The sequence below is a fragment of the Neisseria sp. HMSC15G01 genome, from assembly GCF_001808255.1.
Lineage (GTDB): Bacteria > Pseudomonadota > Gammaproteobacteria > Burkholderiales > Neisseriaceae > Neisseria > Neisseria subflava_A.
In genome coordinates, this window is sequence record NZ_KV792669.1 from 137206 (window position 1) to 159052 (window position 21847).

The 21847-nt window shown below is 51.6% G+C and carries 21 protein-coding genes; 10 read left to right on the plus strand and 11 right to left on the minus strand.

The genetic code is table 11. The annotated features are described in order from the left end of the window. Window positions 1-95 precede the first annotated feature (95 nt). The 3 genes from ccsB to HMPREF3139_RS03360 all read right to left on the minus strand — a co-directional run bounded on the left by ccsB (window position 96) and on the right by HMPREF3139_RS03360 (window position 4120). Complete coding sequence (gene ccsB / locus HMPREF3139_RS03350; protein WP_070460493.1) at window positions 96-1283, minus strand: c-type cytochrome biogenesis protein CcsB; 1188 nt, start codon at window positions 1281-1283, stop codon at window positions 96-98. Next, a complete protein-coding gene (locus tag HMPREF3139_RS03355; protein WP_070460495.1) occupies window positions 1276-3228 on the minus strand; it encodes a cytochrome c biogenesis protein ResB in 1953 nt (650 codons plus the stop codon). Before HMPREF3139_RS03355 ends, ccsB begins: the two co-directional genes overlap by 8 nt. Before the next feature lie 268 nt (window positions 3229-3496). Next, a complete protein-coding gene (locus tag HMPREF3139_RS03360; protein ID WP_003684518.1) occupies window positions 3497-4120 on the minus strand; it encodes a c-type cytochrome in 624 nt (207 codons plus the stop codon). A 215-nt stretch (window positions 4121-4335) separates the two neighbouring features. On the opposite strand from HMPREF3139_RS03360, the gene yihA reads away from it, so the two are divergent. Then, window positions 4336-4977 carry a ribosome biogenesis GTP-binding protein YihA/YsxC gene (yihA, locus tag HMPREF3139_RS03365; protein ID WP_070460497.1) on the plus strand — a complete coding sequence of 214 codons (642 nt, stop codon included), beginning with the start codon at window positions 4336-4338 and terminating at the stop codon, window positions 4975-4977. Window positions 4978-5192: 215 nt separating this feature from the next. On the opposite strand, the gene HMPREF3139_RS03370 is transcribed toward yihA, so the two are convergent. Then, window positions 5193-5411, minus strand: a complete 219-nt coding sequence (locus HMPREF3139_RS03370; RefSeq protein WP_070460499.1) for a hypothetical protein — start codon at window positions 5409-5411, stop codon at window positions 5193-5195. After that, complete coding sequence (locus tag HMPREF3139_RS03375; RefSeq protein ID WP_002221492.1) at window positions 5389-5622, minus strand: RNA-binding S4 domain-containing protein; 234 nt, start codon at window positions 5620-5622, stop codon at window positions 5389-5391. Before HMPREF3139_RS03375 ends, HMPREF3139_RS03370 begins: the two co-directional genes overlap by 23 nt. 185 nt (window positions 5623-5807) lie before the next feature. Here HMPREF3139_RS03375 and dnaE point away from each other — a divergent pair, with 185 nt between their 5' ends. Beyond that, entirely contained in the window at window positions 5808-9242 is a 3435-nt protein-coding gene (gene dnaE / locus HMPREF3139_RS03380; protein ID WP_070460636.1) for a DNA polymerase III subunit alpha, read from the plus strand. A gap of 243 nt (window positions 9243-9485) precedes the next feature. Here the strand turns inward: dnaE and HMPREF3139_RS03385 are convergent, their stop codons facing one another. Then, window positions 9486-9821: a hypothetical protein gene (locus HMPREF3139_RS03385; RefSeq protein ID WP_070460500.1), complete on the minus strand. Its 336-nt coding sequence runs from the start codon at window positions 9819-9821 to the stop codon at window positions 9486-9488. 289 nt (window positions 9822-10110) lie between these two features. On the opposite strand from HMPREF3139_RS03385, the gene HMPREF3139_RS03390 reads away from it, so the two are divergent. The 4 genes from HMPREF3139_RS03390 (at window position 10111) to HMPREF3139_RS03405 (ending at window position 14582) form a co-directional block, all read left to right on the plus strand. After that, window positions 10111-10605 (plus strand): restriction endonuclease, encoded by a 495-nt coding sequence (locus tag HMPREF3139_RS03390; protein ID WP_070460502.1) that lies wholly within the window; start codon window positions 10111-10113, stop codon window positions 10603-10605. Window positions 10606-10626: 21 nt separating this feature from the next. Next, on the plus strand, window positions 10627-11490 hold the full coding sequence (locus HMPREF3139_RS03395; RefSeq protein ID WP_070460504.1) for a mechanosensitive ion channel family protein: 864 nt from the start codon (window positions 10627-10629) through the stop codon (window positions 11488-11490). Between the two features lie 67 nt (window positions 11491-11557). Further along, a complete protein-coding gene (locus HMPREF3139_RS03400) occupies window positions 11558-12424 on the plus strand; it encodes a hypothetical protein (protein WP_070460506.1) in 867 nt (288 codons plus the stop codon). A gap of 121 nt (window positions 12425-12545) precedes the next feature. After that, window positions 12546-14582 carry a M3 family metallopeptidase gene (locus tag HMPREF3139_RS03405; protein ID WP_070460507.1) on the plus strand — a complete coding sequence of 679 codons (2037 nt, stop codon included), beginning with the start codon at window positions 12546-12548 and terminating at the stop codon, window positions 14580-14582. Window positions 14583-14938: 356 nt separating this feature from the next. Here the strand turns inward: HMPREF3139_RS03405 and HMPREF3139_RS03410 are convergent, their stop codons facing one another. Then, entirely contained in the window at window positions 14939-15202 is a 264-nt protein-coding gene (locus HMPREF3139_RS03410) for a hypothetical protein (RefSeq protein WP_070460509.1), read from the minus strand. Between the two features lie 234 nt (window positions 15203-15436). Between HMPREF3139_RS03410 and HMPREF3139_RS03415 the strand changes: the two genes are divergently transcribed. Together HMPREF3139_RS03415 and HMPREF3139_RS03420 are read left to right on the plus strand one after the other, a co-directional pair. Then, window positions 15437-15856, plus strand: coding sequence for a CopD family protein (locus tag HMPREF3139_RS03415; protein WP_070460511.1), 420 nt, complete (start codon window positions 15437-15439; stop codon window positions 15854-15856). A 38-nt stretch (window positions 15857-15894) separates the two neighbouring features. Then, window positions 15895-16365, plus strand: a complete 471-nt coding sequence (locus HMPREF3139_RS03420) for a CYTH domain-containing protein (protein ID WP_070460513.1) — start codon at window positions 15895-15897, stop codon at window positions 16363-16365. A 157-nt stretch (window positions 16366-16522) separates the two neighbouring features. Here HMPREF3139_RS03420 and ubiG read toward each other — a convergent pair whose 3' ends face one another. The 4 genes from ubiG to HMPREF3139_RS03440 all read right to left on the minus strand — a co-directional run bounded on the left by ubiG (window position 16523) and on the right by HMPREF3139_RS03440 (window position 19564). Continuing rightward, complete coding sequence (gene ubiG / locus HMPREF3139_RS03425; protein WP_199900385.1) at window positions 16523-17236, minus strand: bifunctional 2-polyprenyl-6-hydroxyphenol methylase/3-demethylubiquinol 3-O-methyltransferase UbiG; 714 nt, start codon at window positions 17234-17236, stop codon at window positions 16523-16525. A 162-nt stretch (window positions 17237-17398) separates the two neighbouring features. After that, a complete protein-coding gene (locus HMPREF3139_RS03430) occupies window positions 17399-17932 on the minus strand; it encodes a c-type cytochrome (RefSeq protein ID WP_070460517.1) in 534 nt (177 codons plus the stop codon). 472 nt (window positions 17933-18404) lie between these two features. Beyond that, complete coding sequence (locus tag HMPREF3139_RS03435; protein WP_070460519.1) at window positions 18405-18677, minus strand: GIY-YIG nuclease family protein; 273 nt, start codon at window positions 18675-18677, stop codon at window positions 18405-18407. Further along, on the minus strand, window positions 18674-19564 hold the full coding sequence (locus HMPREF3139_RS03440; protein WP_070460521.1) for a LysR family transcriptional regulator: 891 nt from the start codon (window positions 19562-19564) through the stop codon (window positions 18674-18676). Before HMPREF3139_RS03440 ends, HMPREF3139_RS03435 begins: the two co-directional genes overlap by 4 nt. A 119-nt stretch (window positions 19565-19683) precedes the next feature. On the opposite strand from HMPREF3139_RS03440, the gene HMPREF3139_RS03445 reads away from it, so the two are divergent. Both HMPREF3139_RS03445 and mnmE read left to right on the plus strand, forming a co-directional pair. Continuing rightward, a complete protein-coding gene (locus HMPREF3139_RS03445; RefSeq protein WP_070460524.1) occupies window positions 19684-20337 on the plus strand; it encodes an NAD(P)-dependent oxidoreductase in 654 nt (217 codons plus the stop codon). 91 nt (window positions 20338-20428) lie between these two features. Then, window positions 20429-21793 carry a tRNA uridine-5-carboxymethylaminomethyl(34) synthesis GTPase MnmE gene (gene mnmE, locus HMPREF3139_RS03450; protein WP_070460526.1) on the plus strand — a complete coding sequence of 455 codons (1365 nt, stop codon included), beginning with the start codon at window positions 20429-20431 and terminating at the stop codon, window positions 21791-21793. The last annotated feature ends 54 nt before the right edge of the window (window positions 21794-21847 follow it).

Below are 21847 nucleotides of genomic sequence, written 5' to 3' on the forward strand. Positions count from 1 at the left end.
TGAGGCCGTCTGAAAAAATGATTAAAAACGATTCAGACGGCGTTTTCTCCGAAAACGGAAAAAGGCCGTCTGAAATAAAGTGCGGAATAAGCGGTTTACAAAGTGCCGTAAGAGTGCAGGCCGCTCAAGAACATATTCACGCCGATAAAGGCAAAGGCGGTAATGACCAGGCCGATGACCGCCCACCAAGCCAACACTTTGCCGCGCCAGCCTGCCACCAGCCGCAAATGCAACCAGACCGCGTAATTCAGCCAAACGATGAATGCCCAAGTTTCTTTCGGGTCCCAGCTCCAATAGCGGCCCCACGCGTCAGCCGCCCACAATGCGCCGAGAATGGTGGCAATCGTGAAGAACAGGAAACCGACGGCAATCGCTTTGTACATCACTTCTTCAATGACTTGCGAGTGCGGCAGCCATGATTTTTTGCCTGCATCTTCTTTTCTGAGTGCCAGCAGTTCGGCAATACCCAACATGGCGGCGATACAGAATGCGCCGTAGCCGATAAAGTTGGCCGGAACGTGGATTTTCATCCACCAAGACTGCAAAGCAGGGATCAGCGGCTGGATGGTATGCGCCTCGCGTGAAACGCTGTACCACAAGACAAATCCGACCACAATCGCCATAAAGCTGAACACGAAGCCGCCCAGTTTTTGTACGGCAAAACGACCTTCGTAATAGAGGTACATCAGCGCCGTAATAACCAAGAACAAGATGAATACTTCGTAAAGGTTGGAGACCGGAATATGGCCGGCATCGGGACGCAGCAGATAGCTTTCATGCCAGCGCACCAGCAAACCGACAAAGCCCGCCATCGCGGAAACCCATGCAAACACGGTACCCATGCCCAAAAGCGTATTGGACGGCACATTTTTGCGCACCGCCGCTATCGCACCGACGATATAGGCAAACAAGGCGAAGAACACAAACGCGCATTGCCACATAATCGCCGACTGGCTGCTTAACAGGTATTTGAGCAGGAAGCCGTCTGCGTGTTTGATGTTGCCGCCATACAAATCAACGGCCAAATACGCCAAGCACACGCCCAAAGGGATAAACCAGCGCATCGGTTTGAAAAACCAACCCAGAAAAACGGCAATACCGGCACTCGCCCACAAAATCACCATTTCGTAGATGTCCATATGCAGACCGGACTGGGTTTGGGCAATAAACGCACCGACTGCAATCAGCAGCGCGAATGCCCAGTCGAAAAGGTTGAGGTTTCGGATAAATGATTTGTGTGTCAGAAGCTCATGCTCGGGCAAAGCCTGATGTTTGTTATTCATGGTTCAAATCCTTGGCAAGCTGCTGCAATTGCCGTGTGTGTTGCGGAAATTCTTTCTGCAAGTCGCGTTCGTTGCGGCTGGAAGACATGGCAAAACGGATACGGCCGTCTGAAAACAGCAGCCAAGCACGTTTTTCACGAATATAGAACATAAACACCGTACCCAACACCAGCAATACCGAACCCAAATACACCAAGAATGCGCCCGGCGAGCGAGTCATCTGCAAACCGGAAGAGCGTACTTCGGCAAAACTTTCCAGTTGCAGCATCATTGGCGCGGGATATTCGGTCAAACCGGTGTAAGCATCCATTGCGTGCAGCAGGAAGCGGTTGCGTTTTTCATCTTGTGTCCAAGCCGGCAGATTGTATGTGCTGATCGTATCTTCCAAAGCGGCATTCATCACGCCATAGAGCATCTCATAGAAATAGCCCTGCATTTTTTCCTGCTGCTCTTTCGGAATATTGGTGGTAACAAATTCGTCCAAAGCCAAATAGCCGCCTTTGGCAAAAATCGACAAAGTGTTTTCCGCCGCTGCCATGAATTGCTCACGGATTTCGGCAGGCGCGCCTTTAACGGCATTAGCAACGGTTTTACGGCGTGCCGCATCATCTTTCAGATATTGGCGCAAAGCCATAAAGGTGTCGATTTGGCCGTTTTTATCCATCGGAATGCGCAACCAACGATATTGCTGCGCCAAGCCGCTGCGAGTGCCGGTAATGAAGAAATAGTCTTCATCTTGTTTTACCGGCAACATATAGTTTTTATATTCGACCGCCTGCCCTGCTTTGTCGCGGATGCGGTAAACGATAGACGGGCCTATATTGGTGTATTTTTTGCCTTCCTGACGAACGGAGCGAACATCGTTGAGGGCGGATTTCAGGTTTTGCTCTTTTTCAGACGGCTCGCTCATGTCTTCGACGTTCATCGAAGTAAACTGGTCGAATTCCAATTTATAAGAAGCCTTGCCCAAATCCAGCGGAAACTCGCGCATGGAAGTTGCTTTGAGTTTGACCGGAGTGCGGTCGGCATCAGCCAGATTCCACGCTTTAAACGTCAAGTCCGAGCCGCCGTCGGCAAAACTTGCCTGATAAACTGTAATACCGTGCAGCGTCAAAGGATGGTTGACGCGGATGGTGTGTTCGCTGACTTTGCCGGTCGCCTTGTCCGTTACTTCCAAGTCACTAGCAAAATCACGCGGCATACCGGTATCGTAAAAATCAATATGGAATTTCTTCAATTTGACGGAAAACGGTAAGTCTTGCACGAGCATGCCGTTATCCGCATTCAGAAACACCACGTCCGCGCTCTGCCCTTCCGCGATATTGACGTTGCCCCTAAACGACAGGTTGGATTCTCCCAACACGCTTTCGGGCTTAAAGTCTTTGGCATAAACCGCCGTATTGTCCGGCACGACTTGGCCGGTAAGCATACCGATTTTCAGCAGGATATTGCTGTCTATCAAACCGCCCAAACAAATCACAATAAGCGCGGCATGGGCAAAGATATAGCCCCATTTGTTCATCGCGCCTTTTTTCGCCGCCACCAAAACCGAGCTGTCTTCACGCGTAACAGTTTTGCAGCCGTAGCCCTGCACTTCCAAATATCGTTGCGCGACTTCAGGCGTCACCTGTCCGACTAAAACGATGGAATGGCGCATTGCCGCCAGCGATTTTTCCTTCGCGTTTTCACGGAACGAACGAATCTCGCGCAAAAACGGCGGAACATTGCGAATCAGGCACAATCCGGTGGAAATCACCAAAAACATCATGATGACAACGAACCACGCCGAGGCGTATACGTCGTACAGGCCCAAAAAGCCGAAAATCTGCGACCAAAACGGGCCGAATTTCACCAAATAATCGACTTGTGGCTGGTTTTGCTGCAAGACCGTACCGATAATCGAAGCCACGCCCAACAGGCTGAGCAGGGCGACGGCAAAACGCATGGAGCTGAAAAAGGCAAACCACGGTCTGCGGATGAGTGGGACGGATGATGAAGATTTACTCATGTCTCAAATGTCGGCTTGGGGCAACCCGATCCGATGGAACGGACTGCAATGACGTGTGATGCGAAAGGAAGAATACTGCATATTGTAGTAAAAATCTTGCTGTCGCTATTTGAAAAAAACAATCAGGCTTATCGGCCTATATTGGCTAAGGCCGTCTGAAGGGTTTTCAGACGGCCTGTATCAATAAGCTCGTTTCAAAACGAAATTAGTGCAAACCTTGGATAAAGTTGGCTACTGCGTTCAACTCTTCTTCGCTCAGGCGGTTGGCAATATCGGCCATGATGGCGTTTTTGCGTTGGCCGGATTGGTAAGCTTTCATTTGCTCGACAACGTAAGCTTTGTGCTGGCCGCCCAGACGAGGATAGGCTTGGATTTCAGTACCGCCGCCAGGGATACCTGCGCCGCTAGGACCGTGGCAAGACATACATGCCGGCAGTTTTTTAGCGCTCAGGCCGCCGCGATAGATTTTCGCGCCCAGCTCTGGGTTTTCTTTAGGATTGGCTTCGCCCGGTTTGCCTTGTTGTTTAGCATAGTAGGCGGCAGCGTCGCGGATGTCTTGTTCGGACAAGTTCATCACCATCGGTTTCATTACGCCGGCAGCACCGTGCGTACGGGTACCGTCTTTGATGGCCATGGTTTGACCGTAGGTGTAGGCCGCAGCCTGACCTGCCAGTTTAGGATAAGTTGCGATACCGCTGTTACCATCGGCTGCGTGACACGCCGCACAGATAGTAGTCGCTACCTGTTTGCCTTTTTCAGCATCTGCTTTAGGGGCAGCGGAAACCGCACCGGCAGCCAATACCAAGGCCAATAAAGTCAATCGTTTCATGGAGTGCTCCTGATTACAGCATTGCGTACCGCGTCAATGCCCTTTTTATTCTCAAATACCGGGGAATTTTCCCGATTAAAACCGATAATTCTATAAACGTGCTATTCTATACCAAGTTTACATTAAATTACTACTCAAATTACCAAACTGCTGCAACATAAATGCCCGATACAAATTATGATGTTGCAGTTTTGTTTCCATGTAAGGAAATCCTGATGAACCTTTTTCAAAACGCCAAATTCTTTACAACGGTCAACCATCTGAAAGACCTGCCCGACACGCCAGCCGAGATTGCCTTTGTCGGCCGAAGCAATGCCGGCAAATCCAGCGCCATCAATACCTTAACCAATCACGTGCGCCTTGCCTATGTTTCCAAAACACCGGGCCGCACCCAACACATCAATTTCTTTGAGCTGGAAAACGGCAATTTCATGGTCGACTTGCCCGGCTACGGCTACGCGCAAGTACCGGAGGCCATCCGTGCGCACTGGGTCAAACTCTTGGGCGACTACCTGCAACAACGCCGCCAGCTGATCGGCCTGATTCTGATTATGGACTCGCGCCATCCGCTCAAAGCTTTAGACATTCAAATGCTGGACTTTTTCCACATCACCGGCCGTCCTGTGCATATCCTGCTGTCAAAAGCAGACAAACTGTCTAAAAACGATCAGATTAAAACGTTGGCGTCGGTAAAAAAATCACTTAAACCCTACACCGAGCGCCAAAAAATCAGCGTTCAACTGTTCTCCAGCCTGAAAAAACAAGGTATGGACGAAGTCAATCAAGTGGTCGGCTCATGGTTTGACGCGCATCGCGAAGAAATCGAGAATCTTGCAGGCGAAACATCGCCTGAGTGATTGTAAAACAAGGCGGAATAAGATGAATTGACCAACCGCAAATCTTATTCCGTCATTTGTTTTTCTATCATGCCGTTTTCTATCTTACTTTCAAGGGGTATGTATGCACATACCCTTTTTTATTGCGCTTTTTTCTTATCGAAAACTCAAAACGCCATAACGATATATCAGTAAGATTCTCAAAGATATGCGGTTTCTATTCAACCAAACCATTTTCAGACGGCCTTTGCACCATCTTCGCCGTCCACCAAACCTGCTTCTTTCAACTTCCGCTGTTGCGCATCATATCGGGATTTTTCCGCCCAATACATTGTCTGAATACAGGCATCGCCGCACTCGCTGCCGCAACACTCCCACGACTCGGGGCGGATAGGTTCGTCTAAAAGCGGCTCGCCCAAGATGGCTTCGGCTTTATTCTTCAGGGTCGTATCCATCGGCGATTTCCAAGCGCGCACCGTCAAACTCAATCACTTCGCCGCCGCGTATTTTGGCGGTTTTACGCGTTTCGGTTTCGCCGTTGCGCAACACCAGCCCTTCGGCGATAAACGCTTTTGCCTGTCCGCCGCTTTCGGCAAGTCCGGCCAGTTTCAACAGGTCGCATAAGGCGATGTATTCGTTGTCTTCAAGATAGACGGTGGCTTCCATAATTCAATCCTTTTCAATGATGGCGATATTTTAACATGGCCGTCTGAAAGAAAATCCTCCTCCTGTTTTATTCATTCTGATAAAACTTGCTACGCTTAATTTTAGCGAAACTCGCTGCGCTCGTTTTCAGACGGCCTTTGTCAACCCTGCTACAATACAGCTTTTCTTTTTCCGCCGATTTTGCCATGACCGAGCCGACCTATATCCCCCTGCGCCTGCATACCGAGTTTTCGATTACCGACGGTATGGTGCGGATTAAAAAACTGATCGCCAAAGCGCAGGAATACGGTTTGCCTGCTTTGGGTATCAGTGATTTGATGAACGAATTCGGTTTGGTGAAATTCTATAAAGCCTGCCGCGGCGCGGGGATTAAGCCCATCGGTGCGGCGGACGTATGGATAGGCAATCCGAATGCACCCGACAAGCCGTTCCGCGCCATGCTGATTATCCGCAACGATGCGGGCTATCTGCGCTTGAGCGAGCTTTTGACGGCGGCTTATGTCGGCAAAGACCGTAATATCCATCATGCGGAACTCAATCCCGAATGGCTGGAAAACGGCGACAACAGCGGCTTAATTTGTTTGAGCGGCGCGCATTACGGCGAAGTGGGCGTGAATCTCTTAAACGGCAATGAAGACGCGGCGCGTGCGGCGGCGTTGAAGTATGCGGCGTGGTTTCCCGATGCGTTTTATCTGGAGCTGCAACGCCTGCCCGAACGCCCCGAATGGGAGGCTTGCGTTTCGGGCAGCGTGAAGCTGGCGGAGGAGTTGGGTTTGCCGGTGGTAGCGACGCATCCGACGCAGTTTATGAGCCGCGATGATTTTAACGCACACGAAGCGCGGGTGTGCATCGCGGGCGGCTGGGTACTGACGGACAAGAAACGTCCGCGCGATTTTACGCCGAGCCAGTTTTTCATTCCGCCGGAAACGATGCTGGAACGTTTCGCCGACTTGCCCGAAGCCTTGGAAAACACGGTGGAAATTGCCAAATGCTGCAATCTGCACATCACACTGGGCAAAAACTTCCTACCGCTCTTCCCTACTCCGGACGGTCTGTCGCTGGACGATTATTTGGTGAAGCTGTCCAACGAGGGTTTGCAGGAACGCATGGTTCAGCTTTATCCCGACGAGGCGGAGCGTGCGGCAAAAATGCCGGAATATCAAGAACGTTTGGATTTTGAGCTGAACATCATCATCCAGATGGAATTCCCCGGCTATTTCCTTATTGTACAAGACTTTATCAACTGGGCGAAAACGCACGGCTGTCCGGTCGGGCCGGGCCGTGGTTCGGGTGCAGGCTCGCTGGTGGCGTATTCATTGAAGATTACCGACCTTGATCCGCTCAAATACGCGCTACTGTTTGAACGTTTCTTAAACCCTGAACGCGTCTCCATGCCTGACTTTGACGTTGACTTCTGTCAGGCAAACCGTGGCCGCGTGATTGAATATGTGCGCGAAAAATACGGCGCGGAAGCGGTCAGCCAGATTGTTACCTTCGGCACGATGTCGTCCAAAGCGGTCATCCGCGACGTGGGACGCGTGCTGGAACTGCCGTTTATGCTGTGCGACAAACTGTCCAAGCTGATTCCGTTGGAAGCCAACAAACCCCTGAGTTTGGAAAAAGCCATGGAGGCCGAGCCGCAAATTCAGGAATTAATTGAAGCAGAAGAAGCGGACGAACTGATTACGCTGGCGAAAAAGCTGGAAGACCTGACGCGCGGTCTGGGTATGCACGCGGGTGGCGTGTTAATTGCGCCGGGCAAGATTTCCGATTACAGCCCCGTGTATCAGGCGGACGAATCCGCCTCGCCCGTATCCATGTACGACAAGGGCGACGTGGAAGACGTGGGTTTGGTGAAATTCGACTTTTTGGGTCTGCGCAACCTGACCATTATCGAAATGGCGCAGAACAACATCAAAAGCACCACCGGCGATATCGTCGATGTCGGCAAGATTCCGCTTGACGACCAGGCCGCCTACCAAATCTTCCGCGATGCGAACACCACCGCCGTCTTCCAGTTTGAGTCGACCGGCATGAAAAAAATGCTGAAAACGGCGCATACGACCAAGTTTGAAGAACTCATCGCCTTCGTATCGCTCTACCGTCCCGGCCCGATGGACAACATTCCCGACTTCGTCGCGCGTATGAAAGGCCAAGAATTCCAATACATCCATCCGCTGCTCGAAGGCATCCTCGCGCCGACCTACGGCATTATGGTGTATCAGGAACAAGTGATGCAGGCGGCGCAGATTATCGGCGGTTACTCGCTCGGCGGCGCGGACTTGCTGCGCCGCGCCATGGGTAAGAAAAAGCCTGAAGAAATGGTGAAACACCGCGAAATCTTCGCCGAAGGCGCGGCAAAACAAGGTATTTCGCGCGAAAAATCCGACGAAATCTTCAACTACATGGAAAAATTCGCCGGCTACGGTTTCAACAAATCCCACGCCGCCGCCTACGCCCTGATTTCCTATCAGACCGCATGGCTCAAAGCCCACTATCCCGCCGAATTTATGGCGGCAACCATGTCGTCTGAATTGGACAATACCGACCAGCTCAAACATTTCTACGACGACTGCCGCGCCAACGGCATCGAGTTCCTGCCGCCCGACATCAACGAATCCGACTACCGCTTCACGCCGTATCCGAACATGAAAATCCGCTACGCACTCGGCGCGATTAAAGGCACGGGCGAAGCCGCCGTCGAATCCATCATCGCCGCGCGGCAAAGCGGCGGCAAGTTTACCGGCCTCTTGAACTTCTGCGAGCGCGTCGGCAAAGAACACATGAACCGCCGCACCCTCGAAGCCCTGATACGCGGCGGCGCGTTCGACAGCATCGAACCCAACCGCGCCATGCTCTTGGCGAACATCGACCTTGCCATGAACAACGCCGACCAAAAAGCCGCCAACGCCAATCAGGGCGGGCTTTTCGACATGATGGAAGACGCCATCGAACCGGTGCAGCTCGTCGATGCCCCCATGTGGAGCGAATCGGAAAAACTCGCCGAAGAAAAAACCGTCATCGGCTTCTACCTCTCCGGCCACCCGTTCGGCCCTTATGCCCAAGAAGTCCGCCAAATCGCCCCGACCAAATTAGGCCGTCTGAAACCGCAAGACAGCGTGCGCCTCGCCGGGTTCGTTACCGCCGTGCGCACCATGATGGGCAAACGCGGCAAAATCGCCTTCGTCAGCCTCGAAGATTTGAGCGGACAGATTGAAATCATGGTCAGCGGCCACACGCTGGAAAACTGCGCAGACTACCTCAAATCCGACCAAGTGCTGATTATCGAATCCAAAGTCAGCCGCGACGACTACGGCGGCGGCGACGGACTGCGCATCATGGCAAACCAAGTCATGACCCTGCAAATGGCGCGCGAACGCTACGCCCGCAGCCTCAGCCTCGCCCTCGCCCCCGGCCACGACATCACGCGCCTCGCCGCCATCCTCACTACACACCGCCTGCCCGACACGTCGCACATCCCGCTGCAACTATCGTACAGCAACGGCAAAGCATCGGGTAAATTGAAAATTGCGCCCAAATGGATTGTAACGCCAAGCACCGCCTTGTTTGACGAACTGGAAACATTGCTCGGCAGCAGGGCAGTTCGTGTGAATTGGTAAGACTAAAGGCCGTCTGAAACTACACGTTCAGACGGCCTTTAATTTAAAAAGCGCTTTAAAAACATAAATCAAATACGGATTGAGGCTTTCAGACGACCTTATTGTATAGAGAGATTATCTGAAAAGTTTATTGCAAGAGACTTTGGCTAATAGGAAAAGATAGCCCACAAAAAAAGGGGGGGGGGAAAATACACCCCCTTTTTCTATAGAAGCCCCATATCAAAGGCCGTCTGAAAAACAGTTTTATTTAACGATTTCAACCGGGCCGTGGTCGTCGCAGTGATCGCCGTGTTGGTGATGCAGACGGCCGTTGACGATGTAGTCGACGTGATCGCCGTGCGGTACAGCTTCGTGGCCGCAACCTTCGCCGTGAATGTGGCCGTGGCAGGTGTCAACCGGATGGCAGCCGTCAGGGTTGGTTTTATTGACACTCAGAGCATGCTCGTCGTAGTGGCCGTTGTGCTCATGGTGCAGGTGGCCGTCGTGCAGATAATCGACGTGGCCTTCGTGTTGGATGGCAGTGTGGCCGCAGTTTGCGCCGTGAACGTGGTCATGATGTTCGTGGGTTTTGCAGGTCATTTTTTCTCTCCTAATGTTCAGTGAATAGCAATCTTTCGCGATTGATTCTTTCATTTTATCTTTTTTTGATACAAACGTAAAAAATTTTACAGTTATTAATATATTGTTACGATATATCATCTGTTGATATATAAGCCTATTTTATTTTTCAGACGGCCTTTCATCTATAATTCATTTATTTTCAGCGAGAACTTCAAACCCTTCCGGCAATGTAAAATATCGAATTTTTCAGCCGTAACAGGTAACATGGAAACAAAGGGATGGGTTCTTCAAACAAACAGGTACTGCAATGGGAAAACAAGCCAGACTTTATATGGTTCGCAGCACGCAAGGTGCGCTTTATGATGTATTTTTTGAACGCGGTGTGGCGGCGTTGGCCTGGCCCATGCTGGCCGAAGCGGCGGCCAAGGGTTTTGGCCGTGAGAAACTGACGGATATTTACCGTTCGGCCGTGCCGGATGTGAAATTGAGAACAGCGCAATCGGGTGCGGCTCAGATGTGGCGGTTTTCCAACGAGTTGGCCGATGGAGATGCCGTACTGACCTACTCGCCTGCCCTGCGCCGTTATCGGATCGGCAGGATTACAGGCGGCGCAGTACATTGTCCGCAATGGGACGATGAGAAAATGTCGCTGGTGCGGCCTGTTGAGTGGCTGGGCGAAGTATGCCGTGATGATTTGAGCGTGGCAGCACAACGGGCTTTGGGTAGCGTGGCAACTTTGTTTGCAGTATCGGAAGTGTGTGCGGCAGAAATTTTTGAACGCGTGGGTTTTCAGACGGCCTAAAAAGGGAAAGGAAACAGCATTATGTGGAACACCATACAGGAATGGCTGAACGCTTTGCCTGTCAGTGAAGAAATCATCAAATCGGCTTTGATGTCGATGGTGATGATTGTGGCCGTCATTGCCGGGCGCAGCATTTTGCTCTCGGCTCATTTTCGCAGCCATCCGGATTTGAGCATCGAAAACAAACGCCGTTCGCTGGTGGTCAGTCGCAACATCACCATGCTGCTGCTCTTGTTCGGGCTGGCGATGATTTGGGCGGCGCAGATTCAAACTTTGGCGTTGTCGATGTTTGCGGTAGCTGCGGCAATTGTGGTGGCGACCAAAGAATTGATTATGTGTTTGTCCGGCAGCATCCTGCGCTCGGTAACCAAACAATATTCCATCGGCGACTACATCGAAATCAACGGCCTGCGCGGACGGGTGGTCGATATCAATATGCTGAACACGCTGATGATGCAAATCGGCCCCAATCCGTTGATTGGCCAGCTTTCCGGCAAAACACTCTCGTTTCCCAACAGCCTGCTTCTGAGCCACACCGTGCGCCGCGACAATATTTTGGGCGATTATGTAATTCATACGGTGGAAATTCCCGTACCGATTCATTTGGATTCGGACGAAATCATCGGCCGTCTGAAAGATGTTCTTGAGCCATTGTGCGAGCCTTATGTCCCTGCCATCAAGCAGCATTTGGAAAACGTGCAAACCCAAAAATTGTTTATCACGCCCGCCGCCCAGCCGCGTGTATCCCGTGTGCCACATGATGACAAGGTGTATAACATCATCGTGCGCTTTGCCTCGCCCGTAGCCAAACGCTTGGAAATCCAACAGGCGGTTTTGGACGAATTCTTACGCACGCAATGCCAATTAATCAATAAATTAAAATAGTCCAGTTTATATATACTATCAAATCACTTACAATACCCAAATTTATAATCAACAATAAGGAAAACTCATGTTGCCCGAATCAGCCCTTGCCGAAATGTACCCTGTAATCATGACCCCCAGCCATGACGGCAAATATTTCCACAACTACACCCTCTCACTTCTGAACATCGTCCACACCAATGCCGCACACGGCCTACCGCTTCAAGTGATGATGCAGCGCGGCGAAAGCCTGATTACGCGCGCGCGCAACAACTGCGTGGCCACATTCTTAGAAAACAAAGAATGGACGCATTTATTTTGGATTGACTCCGACATCGGCTTCTCTCCCGATTCATTCTACCGTCTGCTTTTGGCCGACAAAGACGTTGTGGCAGGCATTTACCCGCTCAAACGCGACAACTGGCCTGAAGAAGGTGTTCCGGCCGGCACGACTCAAGCCGACTTCGAGCGCATGTACACTTCTTATACCGTCAACACCAGCGAAAAAAATGAAAACGGTGAAATCGTACTGAAAGTCGATGAAGACGGTTTTATGAAAGTCCATGACGCGCCAACCGGCTTTATGGTTATCAAGCGCAGCGTATTTGAAAAAATGATGGCAGCCTACCCCGAGTTGAACTACATCTCCGACAGTGACTACAACAGAGAAGACAAAGGCCTACACTACCGCTTCTTCGACGGCATGGTTGATCCGAAAAGCAAACGCTACCTGTCCGAAGATTACACCTTCTGCCACCTCTGGCGTCAAATCGGCGGCGAAGTGTACGTCGATGTACAATCCAACCTGACCCACCAAGGTGCAAAAGTGTATCGCGGCTCGTTTGCCGAATCCCTGCAAACCAATGTTGCCAATGCCGTATTTGCCCCGAAAGGCACACCAATGCGCCTCGAACTGGCTGCGCCATTGCACGCCAATCCGCGCGGCGCAGAATAAAATTGGCCGACAGGCAGACAAGACACTTTAATTCTATCTGTCTGCCACCATATAACGCCTATCGTTTTCTTTTCAGACGGCCACAAGGCCGTCTGAATCCATCTTATTCAGGAGAAACCATATGAGCGACAACGTCCTGCTCCACTTGGGCGAAGAACCCCGTTTCGACCAAATCAAAACCGAAGACATCAAACCCGCCCTGCAAACCGCCATTGCCGAAGCACGCGAACAAATCGCCGCCATCAAAGCGCAAACGCACACCGACTGGGCCAACACCGTCGAAAAACTGACTGACATTACCGAACGCGTCGGCCGCATTTGGAGCGTGGTTTCCCATCTCAATTCCGTGGTCGATACGCCCGAGCTGCGTGCCGTATACAACGAATTGATGCCTGAAATCACCATTTTCTTTACCGAAATCGGTCAAGACATCGAGTTGTACAACCGCTTCAAAATCATCAAAAATTCTGCCGAATTCGACACCCTCTCCCCTGCGCAGCAAACCAAGCTCAACCACGACTTGCGCGATTTCGTCCTCAGCGGTGCCGAATTACCGCCCGAACAGCAGGCAGAACTGGCGCAACTGCAAACCGAAGGCGCGCAACTGGGTGCCAAATTCGCACAAAACGTCCAAGACGCGACCGACGCTTTCGGCATTTACTTTGACGATGCCGCGCCGCTTGCCGGCATTCCTGAAGACTCCATCGCCATGTTTGCCGCCGCCGCGCAAAGCGAAGGCAAAACAGGCTACAAAATCGGCCTGCAGATTCCGCACTACCTCGCCGTTATCCAATACGCCGACAACCGCGAATTGCGCGAACAAATCTACCGCGCCTACGTTACCCGTGCCAGCGAATTGTCTGACGAAGGCAAATTCGACAACACGGCCAACGTCGAACAAACGCTTGCAAACGCGCTGAAAACCGCCAAACTGCTCGGCTTCAAAACCTACGCCGAGCTGTCACTGGCAACCAAAATGGCGGATACGCCCGAACAGGTTCTAAACTTCCTGCACGACCTTGCCCGCCGCGCAAAACCATTTGCCGAAAAAGACTTTGCCGAAATCAAAGCCTTTGCACGCGAGAGCCTGAATATCGAAGATCCGCAATCTTGGGATTTGAGCTACGCCGCCGAAAAACTGCGCCAAGCCAAATACGCCTTCAGCGAAACCGAAGTGAAAAAATACTTCCCTATCAGCAAAGTATTGGCAGGCCTGTTTGACCAAATCAAAAAACTCTACGGCATCGAGCTGGCTGAAAAAACCGTCCCCGTTTGGCACAAAGACGTGCGCTATTTCGAGCTGAAACAAGACGGCCAAACCATCGGCGGCATTTACATGGACTTGTACGCACGCGAAGGCAAACGCGGCGGCGCATGGATGGACGGCTACAAAAGCCGCCGCCGTTTCGCCGACGGTACGCTGCAACTGCCGACTGCCTACCTCGTCTGCAACTTTACCCCGCCGGTCGGCGACAAAGAGGCGCGTTTGAGCCACGACGAAATCATCACCCTCTTCCACGAAACCGGCCACGGCCTGCACCACTTGTTGACCCAAGTTGACGAAGTGGGCGTATCCGGCATCAACGGCGTCGAATGGGACGCGGTCGAGCTGCCTAGCCAATTCATGGAAAACTTCGTTTGGGAATACGACGTATTGGCGCAAATGTCCTCGCACGAAGAAACCGGCGCGGTATTGCCGAAAGAGCTGTTCAACAAAATGCACGCGGCCAAAAACTTCCAACGCGGTATGTTCCTCGTCCGTCAAATGGAATTTGCCCTCTTCGACATGGAAATCTATCATCAGGAAGATGAAGGCCGTCTGAAAGAATGGCCGCAAATCTTGGACAAAGTGCGTCAAGAAGTCGCCGTGACCCAACCGCCGGCATACAACCGCTTTGCCTTGAGCTTCAGCCACATCTTCGCCGGCGGCTACTCCGCAGGCTATTACAGCTACGCATGGGCGGAAGTTTTGAGTGCAGACGCTTACGCAGCGTTTGAAGAAAGCGACGATGTGGCCGAAACCGGCCGCCGCTTCTGGAAAGAAATACTGGCCGTCGGCGGTTCGCGCAGTGCAGCCGAATCCTTCAAAGCCTTCCGCGGCCGCGAACCAAGCCTGGATGCCCTGCTCCGCCACAGCGGTTTCGACAACGCAGCTTGATTTGAAAATCCGCCGTTTTAATTGCTGATTCAACACCAAAGGCCGTCTGAAATGTTTCAGACGGCCTTTTTATAATCCATTCAATATGTTCAGCAAAACAAATAATAAAAATATTCAGCCGATAAAACCACTCAGCGCAGAACGCCGCAACGATTGCCAAGCTCAATATTTTCCCAATGCGGACAAGCCGCCCATAAAAACAGGGCATGTTCCCATGCCCTATCATTTGAATTTCAGACGGCCTTTCGGTTGTCAAAACTTATTAGGAACAATAAGTACACCCTGTCCCTAACAAGATTTTCGAGAAAACAGAAGTCCAGATTTCAAACTTCTATCTCCCCCTCCCATCGCTAAAATTAGTTTTTACCCTTTTTATCGCCGGCGTCCAAGCGCATATTGATAAATTCCATCATCAAATCTTTTTTCGTCCAGAAAAAGGTTTTCATTTTTTCCAAAGAATAGATTTTCCGAATCATCGCCGGCAATCCTGCGTGAACGATGGCCGCGACTTCGCCATTGGTTGTTTCGTTGTCCATGGCGGCTTTGAGGTTTAGATTGTGCGTATTTAGGTAGTTGCTAAGCGCTTTCCTGACGCTGTTGCTGATTTCGAATTGTTTCATGTTTTCCGTCCATAATGTTTTTATAATTAAATAGCATAGGATTTTAACAAGTTTTTTGCATCGTGCATATCCCAACTTGCATATTATTGCGAAATTTACAATTTGGTTTTTGGGTAAAATCATGCCTACAACACATTGTTGCGACGCACCCTGTCGGATTGTTTTGACTATTTTGTTTTGGCTCAGGCCACATTGCGGATAAAATAACGGTTTTAGGTGTTGAGGCCGTCTGAAATGTATTTGTGGTTTAAGCTGCTGCATGCGTTTTTTGTGATTTCTTGGTTTGCGGGACTGTTTTATCTGCCGCGGATTTATGTGAATCTGGCACAATTGGAACCCGGCAGCGTGGAATATGTACGGCTGACGGATATGTCGCGGCGGCTGTACCGCTTTATGTCGCCTTTGGGCTGGGGAACACTGATATTTGGCGCGGCCATCGGGTTTGTAAACAATTGGTGGGGCAACGGCTGGCTGGCGGTTAAATTATTGTGCGGCCTGCTGCTCTTGGCCTACCAGCTTTATTGCGGCCTGCTGCTGCGCCGTTTCCAGAACGGCAGCAATGTGTATTCGCACCGCTGGTATCGGGTATTCAACGAACTCCCCGTATTGATGATGGTGGCCGCGCTTTATATGGTGGTTTTCAAGCCGTTTTAATCTTCAGACGGCCTGTTTGGTAAATAAGGAAAGAATTCATGACGGTCGAAATCGAACGCCGCTTTTTGCTGGCGGATGACAGTTGGCGCGAAGCGGCAAGCGAGCCGCTGGTGTTGCAACAGGGCTATCTGAGCGTGGAAAAAGAGTGCACCATCCGCGTGCGGATTATCGGTTCGCAAGCCTGGCTGACCCTGAAAGGCTATATTTCCGACATGACGCGCAGCGAGTTTGAATACGAAATTCCGCTGGCTCACGCGCAGGCGATGATGGCGGACATGTGCCCGTTTAAAATGGAAAAATACCGCTATCGGGTCGAATTTAAAGGCTTTGTGTATGAAATCGACGAATATTTCGGCGACAATGCACCATTGATTGTGGCGGAAATCGAATTGCCGTCTGAAGATACCGAGTTTCCCAAACCGTCTTGGCTGGGCAAGGAAATCACGGCAGACGGTAAATTCACCAATGCGTATTTGAGCAAACATCCGTATTCGTCTTGGACGGAATAAGAGTGACAACCTCTCTGCACATACAAAAAAGGCATGTATCGCACATGCCTTTTTTCTTTTCAGACGGCCTGATTTGCCTTACCGATATTTGAATCAAGCTGCTTTCGACATAGTGTTCCAAATATCGGGCAAGCCCGTGTGCTTTATCCGTGTAACCTTACGCCGGACGACAGGTCACCATATAGTTAACCTCGGTCGAGTCGCACAAGGAATAACGGCCGCTCAACAAATTATAGGTCATGCCCTTGCTGCCGACGGTATCCAATCCGGCTTGGCGGCACATGCGCGCGAGTTCTGCCGGCGTGATGAATTTTTTCCAGTCGTGCGTGCCTTTGGGGACGAATTTCAACAGATATTCCGCGCCGACAATCAGATGCAGATAAGATTTGGGATTGCGGTTGATGGTAGAGAAAAACACCATGCCGTCGGGTTTGACCAGTTTCGCGCAGGCTTGAACGATGGCGGACGGATCGGGAACGTGTTCCATCATTTCCATACACGTTACCACGTCGAAGCTGTGCGGCTGCTCGGCGGCGAGGTCTTCGACGCGGATGCAGCGGTAATCAATATTGGCAACGTGTTGGCTGGCCGCATGGGCAGCGGCGGTTTGCAGGGATTTTTCCGCCATATCGATGCCGGTAACGTGTTCTGCGCCGCGTTTGGCCATGCTTTCCGACAAAATACCGCCGCCGCAACCTACATCCAGCACGCGTTTGCCTGCCAATCCGGCATAGCCGTCGATATAGTCGAGGCGCAAGGGATTGATGTCATGCAGGGGCTTGAATTCGCCGTTTTTATCCCACCATTTGTCGGCGATTTGGCTGAACTTGGCGATTTCGCCGGCATCTACGTTGTCGTGTTGATTGCTCATGGTTTGCTCCTGCATAAAATCATTCTCCTGATTTTAGCCGATTGTGCTTCAAAATAAAATGTTTCAGACGGCCTTTGCCTGTTTATCGGCCCTATTTCAACTTTCATCCGTCTGCCCATAAAAAACGCACCTTGTAGCAAGGTGCGTTTCAATCTGCATGATTTAGAATTTAGCGCCGGATTCGTTGGCCATGTAATCAACTGCGGCTTTCACTTCGTCGTCGCTTAAGCTGCCGTTGCCGCCTTTGGCAGGCATGGCTTGGAAGCCTTCGAGGGCGTGTTTGTGCAAGGTGTCTTTGCCTTGTTTAATGCGAGGCGCCCAGTCTTCTTTTTTGCCTACGGCCGGAGCGCCGGGAATCAAGCCGCTGTGGCATGCTTTACAGTTCGCTTCAAAAACAGCTTTGCCGTCCACTTTGGCGGATTCGGCAGGCTTGGCGTCAGCGGCAGGCGCTTCGGTTTTCTCTTCAGGCTTGGCAGCTTCTTCAGGTTTAGCGGCTTCCTCTGCTTTGCTGGCAGCGGCTTCGACTTTATCGGCAGCTTCTTGAGCGGCAGACGCAACAGCATCGGCAGCAGAAGCAACTTCGTTTTTAACATCAGATGCAACGGCTTGAGCAGCCTCTTGAGTCTCCTGTTTAGCCTCTTGGGAACAAGCTGTCAAACCAGCCATCATCATTACGGCAATCAGTAATTTGTTCATGTTCTGTCTTTCCTTAGTTTTAGTTTAAATCACTGTTTTATATAAACAGCTTAAAAATTCTAGCATATAAACTAATCCGTTCGACCTACACTATAATAAATATTGGCATAAATCAGATTTTGTCACAAAAACAGGAAAAACATATTGACACCACACCTCTACTCAGATAGAAATTTACGCCCATTTGTCATTTAGCGTAATAATTTTCATTTTATTGTTCAAACAGTTATCCTCTTAATTTTGTAAAGTTTCTTTTTAAATTCAACTTTTTACAAGATTTCCATATAATACCATGAGCATTAAACCGACTCTTGTCCTAAAAAAGGCCGTCTGAACCCCAATCAGATTTCAGACGGCCTTTTTGAATCATGTTAATAAACATTTGCTGCTTGGCCATGCCAAAAGACACCAGCAGGCTTACCTATTTATGTGGTTATTCATATCCCGACTACAATTTAATCCATTGCCGCCATTAGTCTTTTATCATTGTTTCAGCTTCAGCCCACAATCCCCGCTTCTGCTCTACCGTCAATTTCTTAATCCCGATTTCCCGTTTTAGCGCTTCACTCTTGTTCAGGCCGTCTGAAACGATGCGCATCTCGACAGGCTTGTTCAAACGCGTGTATTTCGCACCTTTTCCTGACAAGTGCGCCGTAAACCGCTCTTGCGGATGGTTGCTGATGCCGCAATAAAACGCGCCGTTTTCGCACAAAATCAGGTAAACGCTCCAATTTTCCGCGTTCATAAATCCCCTTCCTTGGCAAAACTCTCGGTAAAAATGCGCACGGCAACCTCGGTTTTGGCAGACTGCACACGATAAGGCGTTACCAAATAAAGGCTGACCGGCGGCAATGTCCATTCAGGCAAAACCGCTTTCAGACGGCCTTGTGCAATTTTCTCCCTCACTTCGCCGCCCACCTGCAAAGACAAACCAAATCCGCTTTCGGTCAGGTTACACACGGCGGCAAGATGCGTACAGGCAATGCTGTCGGCGATGTCGAGGAAATAGCTTTCTTCACCATTTTGCAAGGTCGTGCGGACAGGTAAAAGATGCAGCCAGCGGTGTGCATGAAGCTGAGAGGGATGGGTAATGGGCGGATGCCGGTCAAGATAATCCGGCGCGGCGCAAATGATGTACGGCCAAGTCACGAGATGGTGCGCGACCAGATTGGGATCGTCCAAAGCACGGTCGCCGCCGCGTATGGCGATGTCGGTCTGATTGTGTTGCAGGTCGTCCAAGGTATCGCTGAAATTAAGGATAGGACGGATTTTAGGGAACTCGGTTTGCAAGCGCGAAAAGGCCGTCTGAAAAGCGCGGGATTCGATGACCGTAGACGTCAGGGAAATCCGCAATTCGCCGACGGGCTCGGTTTTCAGATTGTCGATAACGGTACGCGTATCGGCAAGCGTGGCGGCGAGGCGGCGGCAGTATTCGCCCAAGGCGCGGCCGGCATCGGTCGGCGCAAGACTGCGCGTACTGCGGTTTAACAGCTTGATGCCGTGCAGGGTTTCGAGGCGGTTGATGTGCTGACTGACCGCCGACGGCGTCATGCCCAGCGCGGCAGCGGCGGCGTTCATGCTGCCGTGTTCGAGGACAGCGGCGAAAACGAGCAGGGGTTTGATGTCTTGCATTTCGACTGATTATGTAGTTCAACTTCACAATCATAACAGCAAAACAGGGATTATCAAGCGTTTCAGACGGCCTTACAATGCACTCATCTAATCAATCACATCCCCACAAGGAGTCAAACATGAAAATCGCAGTTATCGGTGCAACAGGTTATGTCGGCAACGCAGTCGTTCAAGAATTGGCAGGCCGCGGTCATGAAGTGACCGCTTTCGCCCGCAATACGGACAAAGTATTCCAAGCGCAAAATGTTGCCGCAGTCTCCGCAGATGTCAACGCAGCAGATTTTGCCGACAAACTGGCCGGTTTTGATGCCGTGGTCAGCGCGTTCAACCCGGGCTGGACCAATCCGAACATCGGCGCGGATTTCACACGCGGCGCAAACAGCATCGTCGAAGCGGCAAAAGCAGCGCAAGTGCCTTATTTGTTGGTCGTCGGCGGCGCGGGCAGCCTGTATGTGGCACCCGGTTTGCAAGTTATCGATACGCCTGACTTCCCAAAAGAAATTTTCGACGGTGCCAATGCCGCACGCCATCTCTTGGCAGAACTCCTGCCGCGCCGCGACGTGAACTGGTCTTTCGTTTCCCCTCCTGCACGACTGGGTGCGACCGGCGGTTTCAGCGAAGACAAAACCGGCAAATACCGTTTGGGCAAAGACGATTTGCTGATGGAGGGTGAAATTCCGGCAGGCATCAGCGTGGCCGATTTGGCAGTCGCCATCGCCGACGATGTGGAAAACAAAGCGCATTTGTTTGAGCGCTTTACCGTCGCCGTTTAATCGTCTTAATTTAAAGGCCGTCTGAAACCCAAAGTTTCAGACGGCCTTTTGCTATAATAGGCACATTAAATTTATATATACGCGAGTTCTCATGTCCGCAACCCAACCCACCATCGCCGCCATCGCCACCGCACCCGGACGCGGCGGCGTCGGCGTGATCCGTCTTTCCGGCAAAAACCTGCTGCCTTTGGCGCAAACCCTCAGCGGCGGCAAAACGCCCAAACCGCGTACCGCACTTTACACCGACTTTCTAGGCGGCGACGGGCAGCCGATAGACAACGGCATCCTGCTCTACTTCGCCGCCCCTGCCAGCTTTACCGGTGAAGACGTGATTGAATTGCAGGGACACGGCGGCCCTGTGGTAATGGATATGCTGCTTTCGCGCTGCCTCGAACTGGGCGCGCGCATGGCGGAGCCGGGCGAATTTACCAAACGCGCCTTCCTCAACAACAAACTCGACCTTGCCCAAGCCGAAAGCGTCGCCGACCTCATCGACGCCTCCAGCAAGTCCGCCGCACGCATGGCGTTGCGTTCGCTCAAAGGCGCGTTTTCCCAACACATACACGAGCTGGTGGACGACCTTATTACCCTGCGGATGCTGGTTGAAGCCACGCTGGACTTTCCCGAAGAAGACATCGACTTTCTCGAAGCCGCCGACGCGCGCGGCAAGCTCCAAGCCCTGCAAGGCCGTCTGAAAACCGTCCTCGCCAGCGCGGAACAAGGCGCGATTTTGCGCGAAGGCATGAACGTCGTCCTCGTCGGCGCACCCAACGTCGGCAAATCCAGCCTGCTCAACGCCTTGGCTGGTGACGACATCGCCATTGTAACCGACATCGCCGGCACCACCCGCGACACCGTGCGCGAACAAATCACCCTCGACGGCGTGCCCGTCCACATCATCGACACCGCCGGCCTGCGCGAAACCGACGACGTGGTCGAACAAATCGGCATTGAGCGCAGCCGCAAAGCCGTCTCCGAAGCCGATGTCGCCCTGATTCTGATTGACCCGCGCGAAGGTGTGAACGCCAAAACCCAAGCCATTTTGAACAGCCTGCCCGAAGGTTTGAAAAAAATCGAAATCCACAACAAAGCCGACCTAACCGGCGAACCCGTCGCCGTGCGTTCAGACGGCATCGCGCAAACCGGCGCGGACACCGTTATCAGCCTGTCCGCCAAAACCGGCGCGGGTCTCGACTTACTCAAACACGCGCTGTTGCAGGAAGTCGGCTGGCAGGGCGAAAGCGAAAGCCTGTTCCTCGCCCGCAGCCGCCACCTCAACGCCCTGCACGAAGCCGAAGCCGAGCTGGAAAACGCCGCCCTCTGCAACAACAACCAAATCGAGCTTTTCGCCGAACACCTTCGCCTCGCCCAAAACGCGTGCAGCGAAATCACCGGCGAATTTACCGCCGACGATTTGCTGGGCGTGATTTTCTCGCGCTTCTGTATCGGCAAATAAAACGTTTTACCATCAAATACAAAGGCCGTCTGAATGTTCAGACGGCCTTTTTTA

Bases quoted from the DNA above. Each gene is read 5' to 3' on its own strand.
- HMPREF3139_RS03360 (WP_003684518.1), bottom strand. From the start codon at position 4,120: ATGAAACGATTGACTTTATTGGCCTTGGTATTGGCTGCCGGTGCGGTT.
- HMPREF3139_RS03405 (WP_070460507.1), top strand. From the start codon at position 12,546: ATGAGCGACAACGTCCTGCTCCACTTGGGCGAAGAACCCCGTTTCGAC.
- mnmE (WP_070460526.1), top strand. From the start codon at position 20,429: ATGTCCGCAACCCAACCCACCATCGCCGCCATCGCCACCGCACCCGGA.
- dnaE (WP_070460636.1), top strand. From the start codon at position 5,808: ATGACCGAGCCGACCTATATCCCCCTGCGCCTGCATACCGAGTTTTCG.
- HMPREF3139_RS03415 (WP_070460511.1), top strand. From the start codon at position 15,437: ATGTATTTGTGGTTTAAGCTGCTGCATGCGTTTTTTGTGATTTCTTGG.
- yihA (WP_070460497.1), top strand. From the start codon at position 4,336: ATGAACCTTTTTCAAAACGCCAAATTCTTTACAACGGTCAACCATCTG.
- HMPREF3139_RS03430 (WP_070460517.1), bottom strand. From the start codon at position 17,932: ATGAACAAATTACTGATTGCCGTAATGATGATGGCTGGTTTGACAGCT.
- HMPREF3139_RS03395 (WP_070460504.1), top strand. From the start codon at position 10,627: ATGTGGAACACCATACAGGAATGGCTGAACGCTTTGCCTGTCAGTGAA.
- HMPREF3139_RS03385 (WP_070460500.1), bottom strand. From the start codon at position 9,821: ATGACCTGCAAAACCCACGAACATCATGACCACGTTCACGGCGCAAAC.
- HMPREF3139_RS03370 (WP_070460499.1), bottom strand. From the start codon at position 5,411: ATGGATACGACCCTGAAGAATAAAGCCGAAGCCATCTTGGGCGAGCCG.
- HMPREF3139_RS03435 (WP_070460519.1), bottom strand. From the start codon at position 18,677: ATGAACGCGGAAAATTGGAGCGTTTACCTGATTTTGTGCGAAAACGGC.
- HMPREF3139_RS03440 (WP_070460521.1), bottom strand. From the start codon at position 19,564: ATGCAAGACATCAAACCCCTGCTCGTTTTCGCCGCTGTCCTCGAACAC.
- HMPREF3139_RS03400 (WP_070460506.1), top strand. From the start codon at position 11,558: ATGTTGCCCGAATCAGCCCTTGCCGAAATGTACCCTGTAATCATGACC.
- HMPREF3139_RS03410 (WP_070460509.1), bottom strand. From the start codon at position 15,202: ATGAAACAATTCGAAATCAGCAACAGCGTCAGGAAAGCGCTTAGCAAC.
- HMPREF3139_RS03445 (WP_070460524.1), top strand. From the start codon at position 19,684: ATGAAAATCGCAGTTATCGGTGCAACAGGTTATGTCGGCAACGCAGTC.
- HMPREF3139_RS03355 (WP_070460495.1), bottom strand. From the start codon at position 3,228: ATGCGTTTTGCCGTCGCCCTGCTCAGCCTGTTGGGCGTGGCTTCGATT.
- ubiG (WP_199900385.1), bottom strand. From the start codon at position 17,236: ATGAGCAATCAACACGACAACGTAGATGCCGGCGAAATCGCCAAGTTC.
- HMPREF3139_RS03420 (WP_070460513.1), top strand. From the start codon at position 15,895: ATGACGGTCGAAATCGAACGCCGCTTTTTGCTGGCGGATGACAGTTGG.
- HMPREF3139_RS03375 (WP_002221492.1), bottom strand. From the start codon at position 5,622: ATGGAAGCCACCGTCTATCTTGAAGACAACGAATACATCGCCTTATGC.
- HMPREF3139_RS03390 (WP_070460502.1), top strand. From the start codon at position 10,111: ATGGGAAAACAAGCCAGACTTTATATGGTTCGCAGCACGCAAGGTGCG.
- ccsB (WP_070460493.1), bottom strand. From the start codon at position 1,283: ATGAATAACAAACATCAGGCTTTGCCCGAGCATGAGCTTCTGACACAC.